Genomic DNA, 11853 nt, shown 5'->3' on the forward strand with positions numbered 1-11853 from the left:
CCTCAGACGCGGGCCAGCGCCGCGTCGATCTCCGCCATCACCTCTGCCGGCAACGGACCCTTTTCCAGTGCGCCGGCATTTTCCTCGACCTGAGCCACGGTCCGGAAACCGGGAATGGGCAAAGTGCGCGGCGAGCGCGCCCAGAGCCAGGCGAGCGCGCCCTGCGTCAGCGTGCGTCCATCAGATGTAAGCAGGCTGCGCACGGCGTCGAGCCTTGCTGCAAATTCCGGCGCGATACGGCCATCTTTGAAATAGACCATCCATTCGAGTGCCGCACCGCGCACGTCCTTGGCGCCGACGGCCTTGTCCGGCGTGAACTTACCTGTCAGCAGGCCCATGGCCAGCGGGCCGCGATTGATGGAGATGAGACCGTTCGTTTCGACGACATCGATCATCTGAGGCACGGGCTCGAAGACATTCATCGTGTGCTGGATCGAGACGAAGCCCGGCCGGCCGGCATGGCGGGCGGCGCGGTCAGGAAAATCCGTGCTCCAGCCGAAGGCATCGATCTTGCCCTCCGCCCGCAGGGCCTCCAGCGTATCGAAGACTTCGTCGGACTGTTCCAGCGGAAAATCGTTGAGGTGGAATTGCAGGAGGTCGAGACGCTCCCGCTTCAGACGGCTGAGCGACGTCTCGACCGACTGGCGAATGAAGGCCGGATCGGCAAAGGCGCCGGTCGCCTGTTTCGTCTCCGGATTGGTGGCAAAGCCGAATTTGGTGGCGATAATGATATCGGCGCGATTGCCGATTGCCTGCCCGAGGACCTCTTCCGAATGGCCGGCACCGTAATTCGAGGCCGTATCGAAGAAGCGGATACCAAGGTCGATCGCGCGATTGATCGCGGCGACGGATTCATTGTCGTCCACCTCGCCCCAGCCGAGCGGCGTATCACCGGCAAAGAACGGACCGCCGATCGCCCAGCAGCCCATGCCGAGGCGGGGAACTTCCTGCCCATTCCAGAGCTTGATGGTGGTCGATGTTTTGGGCTTGGTCAGCATGGCTTCCTCCTTGAGCACTTAGAGCCTTTCCTGATCGAATCCTTATCGAATGGAGAGATAGGGGCGCTGGGGATGCGGGTAAACCGCCAAAACTGAAGACTATTTTGCAAGGATGAAAAGCCGCTCAGGCAGAGAGCTCGTCCGACCGAGAAAGCGTCCGTGCAGCCGGGTTCAAGGCCTTGAGTGCTGCTTGGACGAAGCCCTCACGCGCTGCCGAAGCCTCCAGGCCACGCGGCTCATAGACATGGCGATGCAGAAAGAATCCAGTCAGACGGAATGCCGCCGTGAGGCTCTCGTAATCGGCCGCCTGGTTTTCCTGAACACTTAGAAAGGCCGGCAAAAGCAGCATCTTGTCGGCCCAGGGCTCTCCGGCGCCGCGACTGACGGCGCGGCCGGATTTTGGCGAGACATAGGCGAGATCGGTGCGGGTGCCGGTCGCGGCACATTCCGAGAGGTCGAGGCCGAAGCCGAGATCGTTCAACACGGCGAGTTCGAAGCGTACGAAGAGTTCGCCGGCATCGGCAGGATTGTGGAGATGATCGAGAATGACTTCCAGCGCCTCGAAGAGATGCGGATGCGGATCGCGCTCCGGTAACAGGCGCAGCAATGCGCCCATGGCCTGCACGCCATAGACGGCGGTTGCCGTCTCCATCAGCCGCGCGGCGCGCAGCTTCACCGGCTCGAGGCGGAATTCACCGAGATGCTCATCCAGCCGGGCGCGCCAGGTGACTTCCACCTCGTTGCCGGGCTGCAACACCGGCTGCATGGTGCGCGAACGGCCGGAGCGAACGAGACCAAGGTGACGACCGCGATCACGCGTCATCACCTCGGCGATGACGCTCGTCTCGCCGTGGCGCTTGACGCCAAGAATGATCGCCTGATCCTGCCATTGCATCGGAAAACCGTCCTTCAGCCTGCCGATTCACTTTAAAACCTTTCCCCGTCAGATTGAAGCGTTCTGACCGGGAAAGGCTCCAGGAAGGCTGGAGCCCTTTTATTCGGCCGGCGACGGGAAAAGCTTTTGAAGGAAGTCGCGCATCGCGTTCTCGTCGAAAGGTTTGACGAGAAGCGGCACGTCCTGAAGGTCGATCGGAAAATCCTGCGTATCGGAATAGCCGCTGACGAAGCCGAAGGGGATGTTGGCCTGCGACAGATCTCGCGCGAAATCGAAGCTCAGCGCCTCGCCGAGATTCACGTCGAGTAGCGCGAAATCGTAATCCGCAACCTGAATTGCATCCCTCGCCTGATCGAGGCTATTGGCAATATCAATGGTATCAGCACCGACGAGACGCAGGATATCCTCCGCCTCCATTGCGATGATCAGACTGTCTTCCAGGACCAGAACACGGGTTGTTGCGTTCATGATCTCCATGCCCCTCGTGAAGCGCAAATATTGCAGCGCTTCGGCCTCTTTGCAAACATCATTCCGTCGGTGCCCCGCCTGGACCTTTGACGGTGGTTGCCCACCATAACTGAATAGCCACATTTTCGTCTCCGGTCGATAAAAACGAAAGTCGGAGGAAAGATGACGCGACTCTAATTTTCCCGGCGTCATTTTGCATTTAAAAAAGACATTGATCTGCTCGAGCAGCTATATGAAAGGACGTTTCCCGTCGCTCAGGCCTTCCCAGCCGGCCATCCGCATCAGACCCTCCCCGTCCTGCACCTCGCAGCCACGCTCCTGCCAGCGGATGAGGCTGCGTGCCGCAAGCTTTTTCAAAGTCTTGTTGGTGTGAACGATCGAAAGACCGAGTGTGTCGGCGATATGCTGCTGGGTGATCGGAATGAGATTGCGGCCATTGAAAAGGCTAAGCTTTCTGGCGCGCTCGAAGAGGAAGGCAATCAGATAGGCGGCTCTTTCGAGCGCAGTGCGGCGGCCGATGCTCAAGAGGTGTTCATCGAGAATACGCTCTTCCTGCGCCGCGATCCAGGTAATGTCGAAGGCAAGCGAGGCGTGCCGGTTATAAAGGGTCATCAGCTTGTCGCGCTCGAAGACGCAGAGCGATACCGGCGACAGGGCCTCCACAGAATGCTGCATCTCGCCCATGATCGTGCCCTGCAGGCCGATCAGGTCGCCCGGCATGACGTAGTTCAGGATCTGTCGGCGGCCATCCTCCAGCATCTTGTAGCGGAAGCCCCAGCCGGACAGCACGGTAAAGAGGTGGGCGCTGTGGGCGCCTTCGACGAGGATGGTTGCGCCGGCATCGGCCGCCAGTTCCCCTCTCTTGAACTTCGAGACGAATTCCAACTCGTCCCGGCTGAACTCCCGAAAATGCGGCAATGACCGCAACGGACACTGCTCGCAGGGCGTCTTGAAGGAATGGGTAGGTTTTGCCGTCGCCATCTTGTCCCTGCTGTCGCAAAACCCGGCGCTGCAGGGTGCAGCGCCGTTGGCGGATCAATGCGCAGGCAGGCCGATTTGTTCCTTGGAACAGGCAGCGATTTTTACACGGAAACAAGGGGCTGAGTGCCCCTTGTCAATTTTCTTGTCGAACTAGCGCGGAAATTCGAGGCCCATTTCACGAAAGCGCTCGGGATCATCGCCCCAGTTCTCGCGCACCTTGACGAACAGGAAGAGATGGACGGGCTGTTCGAGGATTTCCGACAATTCCTTGCGTGACGCCGACGAGATCGCCTTGATCGTTTCGCCGCCTTTGCCGAGCGCAATCTTCTTCTGGCTGTCTCGCTCGACATAGATGACCTGTTCGATGCGCACGGAGCCATCCTTGCGTTCTTCCCACTTCTCCGTCTCGACATGCGAGGAATAGGGAAGCTCCTGATGCAGGCGCAGGAACAGTTTCTCGCGCGTGATTTCGGCGGCAAGCTGGCGCATCGGCAGGTCGGAAATCTGATCTTCAGGATAATACCAGGGGCCTTCCGGCAGGGTCTTTGCCAGATAATCCATCACGTCGTCGCAGCCGGAACCGTTTTCGGCCGAGATCATGAAGGTCTGGTCGAAATCGACCTTCTGGTTTGCTGTGGCAGCGATCGCCAGAAGCAGTTCGCGATTGACCCGGTCGATCTTGTTGAGAACCAGGATCTTCCTTTGCGGAACGTCCTTCAGGCTTTCGAGGATGGCTTCGGCATCGCCGCGCAGGCCACGCTCGCTGTCGATCAGCAGCATGATGAGATCGGCATCTTTGGCACCGCCCCAGGCAGACGTCACCATGGCGCGATCAAGACGGCGGCGCGGCTTGAAGATGCCGGGCGTGTCCATGAAGACGATCTGCGCATTGTTGTGGATGGCAATGCCGCGCACGACGGCGCGCGTCGTCTGTACCTTGTGGCTGACGATCGACACCTTGGCGCCGACGAGACGATTGACCAGCGTCGATTTGCCGGCATTGGTGGGGCCGATCAGGGCGACGAAGCCCGAATGCGTCGGATTGCTTTCAGCAGCGCGATCGGCTGCCATTTCGTTTTCTTCTGTCATTGATCCCGTCAGTTTCCGGCAGATGTCGGCTGCCAAATGCCTTCACGCTCGAGCATTTTCGTCGCGGCGACCTGTTCTGCAGCGCGCTTGGAACGCTCTACGCCTGTTTCCGGTGCCACACCAGCCACTTCGACCGTCACCTTGAAGCGCGGATCATGATCCGGTCCGCTGCGATCTTCAACCCGGTAGACGGGTGTGACGCCATATTTGGCGTGCGACCATTCCTGCAGCTCGGTCTTGGCGTCACGGCGGGCGCCATCGGCGCGCACCGCCCTGCCCTCCCAATAGCGCAGGATGAAACGACGGGCGACTTCCAGGCCGCCATCGAGATAGAGCGCGGCGATCAGGCTTTCGACGACATCGGCGCGCACATTCATCATGCGCTTGCCGGTGAGTTTCTTCACGTCGGCGCCGGTGCGGATATAGAGGTGGAGATTGAGTTCGTCGGCAACTGCCGCACAGGTTTCGGCGCTGACAAGCTGGTTCAGGCGCACCGAAAGCTCGCCCTCCGCCGCAGCGCCGAAAGTGCGGAATAGCAAATCGGCGATACAGAGCCCAAGAACCCTGTCGCCGAGAAATTCAAGCCGCTCGTAATTGCCCTTGTCGGTGCGCGCGCTGGCATGAGTCAGCGCGCGATCCAGACGTTCCTTCTCGGCAAATTCATGCCCGATCAGGGTTTCAAGCTTTGCGCGGTCCGCCGCTGAGAGCGTCTGCGCCTTGCTCATTCAACAACCTTGAAGAGGCGGTCCCAACGCATGTTGGTCGGCCATTTCCAGATTTCGCGGAAGGACGTGTCGTTGCCGAGCGAGAAGAAGATGACGCTGGCGCGGCCGACGAGATTTTCCGCCGGGACGAAGCCGACATCGAAGCGGCTGTCGAGCGAGTTGTCGCGGTTATCGCCCATCATGAAGTAATGGCCTTCCGGAACGATGAACTCGCGGGTGTTGTCGCCGCGCGACACCGGCGACTGGTCGAGCGTGTCATAGGTCTTGCCATCATCCAGCGTCTCGCGGAATACCGGTACGTCCTGACCCGGATCGAGCTTGTAGTCGGAGTTGAAAGTACCATCCGGTACCTTCGGAACCGGCTTGCCGTTGATGTAGAGAATACCGTCGGTAACCTGGATATGGTCGCCCGGCAGGCCGACGACGCGCTTGATATAATCGACATCAGGATTCGGGGGGAAACGGAACACGACGATATCGCCGCGCTTCGGATCGGAGCCGAAGATGCGGCCGCTGAAGATGTCGGGCGAGAAAGGCAGCGAATATTTCGAATAGCCGTAGGCAAACTTGTTGACGAAGATATAGTCACCGACGAGCAGCGTCGGCATCATCGAGCCCGAAGGAATGGTAAAGGGCTGGAACAGGACAGTCCTGATAATCATCGCCAGGAGAAGAGCCTGGATGATGACCTTGATGTTTTCCCAGAGGGCGTTCGGCTTGGCTTCGACTTTTTCGGACACGCAGTCTTATTCCTTCAAGACGCCATGAAGGCGCATTTCTTTCTGATGTTCTCTCTAGCGACTTCGACCGGTGGCGGCAATAACGACGGCGGTAAAAGCGACGAGAGGTCGCCATCATACGGTATCCGGCAGCGCTTCGATGATCACAAAAGCCTGAGCCAAGGGATAATCATCGGTTATTGTCAAATGAATGGCCGCCTTATGGCCGGCGGGCAGCATGGCCTGAAGAACGGCTGCGGCACCGCCCGTCAGTTGCATGGTCGGCTTGCCGCTCGGCAGGTTGACCACGCCCATATCCTTCCAGAAAACGCCCTGCGACAACCCCGTGCCGAGCGCCTTGGAGCAGGCCTCCTTGGCGGCGAAACGCTTGGCATAGGATTCGGCACGGTTGGCGCGGCGGTCCGAACGGGCACGCTCGATCTCGGTGAAACAGCGATGCGTGAAGCGGTCACCGAAGCGCTCGATGGATTTCTCCACGCGGCGGATGTCGATGAGGTCGCTGCCAATGCCGATGATCATGCGAGGGGCCTTTCGGGATGAATTCTGCTTGAGTTCAGACGGTCGGCATCTCGGTGACGGGATCGGCGAGCCGAAGACGCGCACGCTCCATCAGCCGCGCACGGCGGCGCGTCTGAAAACCCCTGACGGTGTAGAATGTCAGCGCATAAAGCGCAACCGAGGTGAGAGCAGCCGGCGGGATGGCGCCGATCAGCATCGGCTCCAGCACCGGTTTCCAAAGCTCGGTGAAGTGCAGCTTATGAAAGAGTTCGGCGAGATCGATCGTCTGCCCGCCCATCTGAGCCTGGCGGCTGAGCAGCAGGTGACCGACTTCCCAGGTGATGCCCCAGATGAAGGGATAGGTCAGCGGATTGCCGAAAGCCGCGCAGCCGAGGGCTGCGGCCACCATGTTTCCCGACAGGAAATAGGTGATGACGAAGGCCATGACGAAATGCACGCCGATAAAGGGTGTCCACGAAACGAAGACACCCGCGGCAACGCCCACCGCAACGGCATGCGGCGAAGCTGACAGGCGCAGAACGCGCATCATGATATAGCGTGCAGGGCGCAGAAAACCTTTTCGGGGCCATAGAAGCTCCCGCAGCTTTTCCTTAAATCCTGCTGGTTTGCGACGGCGAAATAACATGGCGCGTATTTAGTGCAGCGCACATGACCCTGACAAGAGCGGCAAATGGAACCGCTTAACAAACAGGCCGTCTCTTCTTCTTTTATTCCAAGGGGCGTGGATCATGCATAGCGCCCCCTTCCTTGCGTCAAGTATATCTCAGCGATCAGCGATTGCGGAAGATGCCGCGATCGACCTGGCGCTGACGATATTCAAGATCAATACGGTCGTGCGAGCCGTTGAGATATGCCATTTCACGTTCCTGAGCGGTCGGAGCGCGAAGGGCGCGGGCGAACTTTCTGATCGGTTCAAACATTGCTTTGCCTCATCTTCGTTTCATTTCTTGATGACCAGAAGATAGTCGCGGCAATGGTTAATTACCAACGCTGTAACCTGAACACAGCCATGCAAATGATGCATGGCTTGCCATTTCAATGTGCCGGCCCGGCCATGAAATGATCACAAAATGTGCAAATCGCAAGTCTGCGAGCGGCAATAATTTAATGAAATCCTACTCATAGAGACGCCGGACCGTCGCGATGCATTCCAGGTCCTTGAGCTGGGCAAGAAGCTGGTTGAGCTGACGCAGGTCCCAGACCTCCACTTCCAGCATCATTTCGGTGAAGTCGGTCGCCGCCCGCATCGTGTTCAGCATGCGGATGTTGACGTCGAGGCTTGCGACCGTCTGCGCCACCTTGGCGAGCGTGCCGGGTTCGTTCAGCGCATTGACCATGATGCGGGCCGTGAAGCGGGACTTGTTGGCTTCGTCGAGATCCCAGCGCACGTCGATCCAGCGGTCCGGTTGGTCATCGAAACGCTGCAACGCCGGCGACTGGATGGGATAAATGGTGATGCCCTTGCCCTTTTCCATGATGCCGACGATGCGATCGCCGGGCACCGCGCCGGTCGGCGAAAACTTGACGCCGACATTGCCGGAGAGCCCGCGGATCGGCACAATATCGGGATCGCTCTCGGTGGAGGCGCGCTCGCCATCGAGATCGGCCTTGGTCTTGCCGGGGATCTTGAAGATCATGCCCGCGGCGCTGCGGACATTGAACCAGCCCTCGTCGCCGGCCGGCTTGACGGTGACGCGCTCGTCCTGATGGTCGGGATAGACGGCACGCAGCACGTCGAGCGAGGACATCTCACCGCGGCCGACGGCGGCGATCGCGTCTTCCACATCCTTCTGCCCCAGGCGGTGGAGGGCCGGCTTCATGGCGTCGCGCGAGAAGATCTTGCCGGCGCGCTCGAAGGTGCGCTCCAGGATGCGGTGGCCGAGACCGGCATATTGCTTGCGGATCGCCATGCGTGTCGCGCGGCGGATGGCGGCGCGCGCCTTTCCGGTGACGACAATTTCCTCCCAGGCAGCCGGCGGCACCTGCACGCCGGAGCGGATGATCTCCACCTCGTCGCCATTGTTGAGGCGGGTCACCAGCGGCATGATGCGGCCGTTGATCTTGGCGCCGACGGTCGTATCGCCGATATTGGTGTGGACGGCATAGGCGAAATCGATGGGGGTCGCGCCGCGCGGCAGCGCGATCAGCTTGCCCTTCGGCGTGAAACAGAAGACCTGGTCCTGAAACAGCTCGAGCTTGGTATGTTCGAGGAATTCTTCCGGGCTGTCGCCTTCGGCAAGTGCCTCGATCGTGTGGCGCAACCAGGAATAGGCGTTGCTTTCCCGCGAAAGGATATCGCCGTCCGCATTGGTGGCACCATCCTTGTAGAGCGTATGGGCGGCGATACCGAATTCGGCGATCTCATGCATGCGCTTGGTGCGGATCTGCAGCTCGATGCGCTGCATCGACGGGCCGACGATGGTGGTGTGCAGCGACCGATAATCGTTCTGCTTCGGCGTCGAGATATAGTCCTTGAAGCGGCCGGGAACGACCCGCCAGCGCGTATGGACGATGCCGAGCGCGCGATAGCAGGAGGGGATATCCTCGACGATGATGCGGAAACCGTAGACATCGGAAAGCTGTTCGAAGGAGAGCGACTTCGACTGCATCTTGCGGAAAACCGAATAGGGCTTCTTCTGGCGACCCTTCACATAGGCGCTCGTCAGCCCGCTGGCGATCAGCAGGTCGCGCAGTTCAGCCTCGATCTTCTTGACCAGCCCCTCATTGCGCTTCGACAGTTCCTCGAGGCGCTTGGTGACGGTCTCATAGGCCTCGGGGTTCATGTGCCGAAAGGAGAGTTCCTCCAGCTCCTCGCGCATGTCCTGCATACCCATGCGGCCGGCAAGCGGCGCATAGATTTCCATCGTCTCTTCGGAAATGCGCGCGCGTTTTTCCTGCGACATATGGTCGAGGGTGCGCATGTTGTGGAGACGGTCGGCGAGCTTGACGAGCAGGACGCGCACATCATCGGAAATGGCAAGCAGGAGCTTACGAAGGTTTTCCGCCTGCTTGGCCTTCTTGGTGACGAGGTCGAGCTTCTTGATCTTCGTCAGGCCTTCGACGAGACGGCCGATATCCTCCCCGAAGAGTTCGTCGATTTCGGCGCGGGTCGCCGTCGTATCCTCGATCGTGTCGTGCAAGAGGGCGACTGCAATCGTCGATTCATCGAGATGCATGTCTGTCAGGATGGCGGCCACTTCGAGCGGATGCGAAATGTAAGGGTCGCCGCTCGCCCGCTTCTGCTGGCCATGCTTCTGCATGGCGTAGACATAGGCTTTGTTCAGCAGAGCTTCGTTGGCATCGGGCTTGTATTTCTGAACCCGCTCCACGAGCTCGTACTGCCGCATCATTCCAAAGCCACTCCAATAAAATAAAAGCGCGCCAATCGCAGATTGGCGCACACATGGGCAATATTATGCCTAAGCTTTACAGGCGCAAGATTGATGATTGGTAATCATCGATCTTTTGCCGCGCAGGAAGCCCCGACCGTTCAAAGGCAAGGGATGCGCTTAGTAATCGTCGCTCTTTTCCGGCGGGACGAGACCTTCGATGCCGGCCAGAAGCTCTTCTTCCGACATCTGGTCGAAGGTGATCGTTTCCGGCAGATCGTCCTGCTCTTCGCTGTCGGCAGAGGCAGCAGCGCCGGCGGCGATCAGGCTTGCCGGATCGGGCTCGGGCTCATCCACTTCCACGTGCTTCTGCAGCGAGTGGATCAGGTCTTCCTTCAGGTCATCAGGCGACAGGGTCTCATCGGCGATTTCGCGCAGAGCCACAACCGGGTTCTTGTCGTTATCGCGATCGATGGTGATCGATGCACCCTGGGAAATCAGCCGGGCGCGGTGGCTGGCGAGCAGAACCAGCTCGAAGCGGTTCTCCACCTTGTCAATGCAATCTTCTACTGTGACACGGGCCATTGCCTGTCCTTTGCGGTCGTCTTTTCAGGATTAAAACGCCCGATACAATTAAAACCGGGCAAATTCAAGTTTTTCGTTAGGGTCCCCTCGCCTTTATCCGCAGCCGGTCTAAATTTCCATGCACAATATGACATTTCCACCGGGGGTTGCTTGGAATATCCCGAATCGTGCCCTAAATCTTTCATATATGAATAATTCATAAAGTATGAAACAGCTCGACGCCACATCCACAAGCCGCTGTTTTTATTGGGCTAAGTGGCTTATGGATTTGGATTACTCTCTTTGGATTGGTAAGCGATGTTTGACCCACGCGAAAAAATTGCACTATTCATTGACGGCGCCAACCTCTACGCTGCATCCAAGAGTCTCGGCTTTGATATCGATTACCGCAAGCTCTTGAAAGCATTTCAGAAACGCGGATACCTGCTGCGCGCTTACTACTATACCGCGCTAATCGAAGACCAGGAATATTCCTCGATCCGTCCACTCATCGACTGGCTGGATTATAACGGCTACAAGGTCGTGACGAAGCCTGCCAAGGAGTTTACCGACTCCATGGGACGCCGCAAGATCAAGGGCAATATGGATATCGAACTCGCAATCGATGCCATGGAACAGTCCGAAACGGTCGACCATCTCGTCATCTTCTCCGGCGACGGCGATTTCACCAATCTGGTCGAAGCGCTGCAACGCAAGGGGCGCAAGGTTTCGGTCATTTCGACCATGTCGACCCAGCCGCCGATGATCGCCGACGACCTGCGTCGCCAAGCCGATCATTTCATCGATCTCCTGTCGCTGAAGGCCGAGATCGGCCGGGATCCTTCCGAACGTCCGCCCCGTCCTGCCGAAGTGGCGCCGGCCAGCGATTTCGAAGACTGAACCCTATTCGCAGATAGCGAATGCTGGTGGCATGGTCAGCCGTTGTCTTTCAACAGACGGCTCTTCTGCCTGTTCCAATCGCGCTCCTTCTCGGATTCGCGCTTGTCATGCAGTTTCTTGCCCTTCGCAAGCGCCAGCTCGAGCTTGGCGCGGCCCTGATCGTTGAAGTAGACCTTCATCGGGATCAGCGTCATGCCTTCGCGATTGATGCCTGCACGCAAGCGGTTGATCTCACGCGCGGACAAGAGCAGCTTGCGTCGGCGGCGCGGCTCATGGTTGAAGCGGTTCGCCTGCAGATATTCCGGCAGATAGGAATTGATCAGCCAGATCTCGCCATCCTCATCGGAGGCGTAGGATTCGGCGATATTGGCCTTGCCTTCGCGCAATGACTTGACCTCGGTGCCCATCAGCACCAAGCCCGCCTCATAGGTATCGATGATCTCGTAGTTGAAGCGGGCCTTGCGGTTTTCCGCGACGACCTTCTTCACGATACGCTGGCTGCCTTTGGGGGCCATGACGATAATTCCATTCCAGAGGCGCGAATGCCGCGCCCTCATTTCCTGTCATCTATGTAAGAGAACGGCTCGATTTTGTGAAGACGGGCCGGGTTTACGCTTAACGCATGTCGTTTTCGCAAAACCGCTG

At 58.7% G+C, this 11853-nt stretch carries 14 protein-coding genes; 1 reads left to right on the forward strand and 13 read right to left on the reverse strand.

All coding sequences use genetic code 11. The features are described from left to right. Window positions 1–2: 2 nt before the first annotated feature. The 12 genes from FHT87_RS26875 to rpoZ all read right to left on the reverse strand — a co-directional run bounded on the left by FHT87_RS26875 (window position 3) and on the right by rpoZ (window position 10329). The gene (locus tag FHT87_RS26875) at window positions 3–998 is read right to left on the reverse strand and encodes an aldo/keto reductase (RefSeq protein WP_183730756.1); all 996 of its coding nucleotides are present in this window, start codon (window positions 996–998) and stop codon (window positions 3–5) included. Window positions 999–1122: 124 nt separating this feature from the next. Next, window positions 1123–1893, reverse strand: coding sequence for a DNA repair protein RecO (gene recO / locus FHT87_RS26880; protein ID WP_183730759.1), 771 nt, complete (start codon window positions 1891–1893; stop codon window positions 1123–1125). Between the two features lie 99 nt (window positions 1894–1992). Continuing rightward, a complete protein-coding gene (locus FHT87_RS26885; protein WP_246698130.1) occupies window positions 1993–2484 on the reverse strand; it encodes a response regulator in 492 nt (163 codons plus the stop codon). 105 nt (window positions 2485–2589) lie between these two features. After that, window positions 2590–3342 (reverse strand): Crp/Fnr family transcriptional regulator, encoded by a 753-nt coding sequence (locus FHT87_RS26890; protein ID WP_183730762.1) that lies wholly within the window; start codon window positions 3340–3342, stop codon window positions 2590–2592. Window positions 3343–3492: 150 nt separating this feature from the next. Continuing rightward, window positions 3493–4431, reverse strand: coding sequence for a GTPase Era (gene era, locus FHT87_RS26895; protein ID WP_183730765.1), 939 nt, complete (start codon window positions 4429–4431; stop codon window positions 3493–3495). Between the two features lie 8 nt (window positions 4432–4439). Then, on the reverse strand, window positions 4440–5156 hold the full coding sequence (gene rnc, locus FHT87_RS26900; RefSeq protein ID WP_183730768.1) for a ribonuclease III: 717 nt from the start codon (window positions 5154–5156) through the stop codon (window positions 4440–4442). After that, window positions 5153–5896, reverse strand: coding sequence for a signal peptidase I (lepB, locus tag FHT87_RS26905; RefSeq protein ID WP_183730771.1), 744 nt, complete (start codon window positions 5894–5896; stop codon window positions 5153–5155). The genes rnc and lepB overlap by 4 nt, the downstream gene beginning before the upstream one ends. Before the next feature lie 114 nt (window positions 5897–6010). Continuing rightward, on the reverse strand, window positions 6011–6415 hold the full coding sequence (acpS, locus tag FHT87_RS26910; protein ID WP_183730773.1) for a holo-ACP synthase: 405 nt from the start codon (window positions 6413–6415) through the stop codon (window positions 6011–6013). A gap of 34 nt (window positions 6416–6449) precedes the next feature. Then, window positions 6450–7040 (reverse strand): DUF2062 domain-containing protein, encoded by a 591-nt coding sequence (locus FHT87_RS26915; protein ID WP_183730776.1) that lies wholly within the window; start codon window positions 7038–7040, stop codon window positions 6450–6452. A 145-nt stretch (window positions 7041–7185) separates the two neighbouring features. Beyond that, the gene (locus FHT87_RS26920) at window positions 7186–7335 is read right to left on the reverse strand and encodes a DUF3563 family protein (RefSeq protein ID WP_018115599.1); all 150 of its coding nucleotides are present in this window, start codon (window positions 7333–7335) and stop codon (window positions 7186–7188) included. Window positions 7336–7530: 195 nt separating this feature from the next. Next, a complete protein-coding gene (locus tag FHT87_RS26925) occupies window positions 7531–9765 on the reverse strand; it encodes a bifunctional (p)ppGpp synthetase/guanosine-3',5'-bis(diphosphate) 3'-pyrophosphohydrolase (RefSeq protein ID WP_183730779.1) in 2235 nt (744 codons plus the stop codon). Between the two features lie 159 nt (window positions 9766–9924). Beyond that, entirely contained in the window at window positions 9925–10329 is a 405-nt protein-coding gene (gene rpoZ, locus FHT87_RS26930) for a DNA-directed RNA polymerase subunit omega (RefSeq protein ID WP_183730782.1), read from the reverse strand. Window positions 10330–10626: 297 nt separating this feature from the next. Between rpoZ and FHT87_RS26935 the strand changes: the two genes are divergently transcribed. Further along, entirely contained in the window at window positions 10627–11208 is a 582-nt protein-coding gene (locus FHT87_RS26935; RefSeq protein ID WP_007820126.1) for an NYN domain-containing protein, read from the forward strand. Between the two features lie 35 nt (window positions 11209–11243). On the opposite strand, the gene smpB is transcribed toward FHT87_RS26935, so the two are convergent. Continuing rightward, window positions 11244–11723 (reverse strand): SsrA-binding protein SmpB, encoded by a 480-nt coding sequence (gene smpB / locus FHT87_RS26940; protein WP_183730785.1) that lies wholly within the window; start codon window positions 11721–11723, stop codon window positions 11244–11246. Window positions 11724–11853: the final 130 nt, after the last annotated feature.

The sequence above is a fragment of the Rhizobium sp. BK316 genome, assembly GCF_014193695.1.
In the GTDB taxonomy this organism is placed as follows: domain Bacteria; phylum Pseudomonadota; class Alphaproteobacteria; order Rhizobiales; family Rhizobiaceae; genus Rhizobium.

Bases quoted from the DNA above. Each gene is read 5' to 3' on its own strand.
- FHT87_RS26875 (WP_183730756.1), bottom strand. From the start codon at position 998: ATGCTGACCAAGCCCAAAACATCGACCACCATCAAGCTCTGGAATGGG.
- recO (WP_183730759.1), bottom strand. From the start codon at position 1,893: ATGCAATGGCAGGATCAGGCGATCATTCTTGGCGTCAAGCGCCACGGC.
- FHT87_RS26885 (WP_246698130.1), bottom strand. From the start codon at position 2,484: ATGTGGCTATTCAGTTATGGTGGGCAACCACCGTCAAAGGTCCAGGCG.
- FHT87_RS26890 (WP_183730762.1), bottom strand. From the start codon at position 3,342: ATGGCGACGGCAAAACCTACCCATTCCTTCAAGACGCCCTGCGAGCAG.
- era (WP_183730765.1), bottom strand. From the start codon at position 4,431: ATGACAGAAGAAAACGAAATGGCAGCCGATCGCGCTGCTGAAAGCAAT.
- rnc (WP_183730768.1), bottom strand. From the start codon at position 5,156: ATGAGCAAGGCGCAGACGCTCTCAGCGGCGGACCGCGCAAAGCTTGAA.
- acpS (WP_183730773.1), bottom strand. From the start codon at position 6,415: ATGATCATCGGCATTGGCAGCGACCTCATCGACATCCGCCGCGTGGAG.
- FHT87_RS26915 (WP_183730776.1), bottom strand. From the start codon at position 7,040: ATGTTATTTCGCCGTCGCAAACCAGCAGGATTTAAGGAAAAGCTGCGG.
- FHT87_RS26920 (WP_018115599.1), bottom strand. From the start codon at position 7,335: ATGTTTGAACCGATCAGAAAGTTCGCCCGCGCCCTTCGCGCTCCGACC.
- FHT87_RS26925 (WP_183730779.1), bottom strand. From the start codon at position 9,765: ATGATGCGGCAGTACGAGCTCGTGGAGCGGGTTCAGAAATACAAGCCC.
- rpoZ (WP_183730782.1), bottom strand. From the start codon at position 10,329: ATGGCCCGTGTCACAGTAGAAGATTGCATTGACAAGGTGGAGAACCGC.
- FHT87_RS26935 (WP_007820126.1), top strand. From the start codon at position 10,627: ATGTTTGACCCACGCGAAAAAATTGCACTATTCATTGACGGCGCCAAC.
- smpB (WP_183730785.1), bottom strand. From the start codon at position 11,723: ATGGCCCCCAAAGGCAGCCAGCGTATCGTGAAGAAGGTCGTCGCGGAA.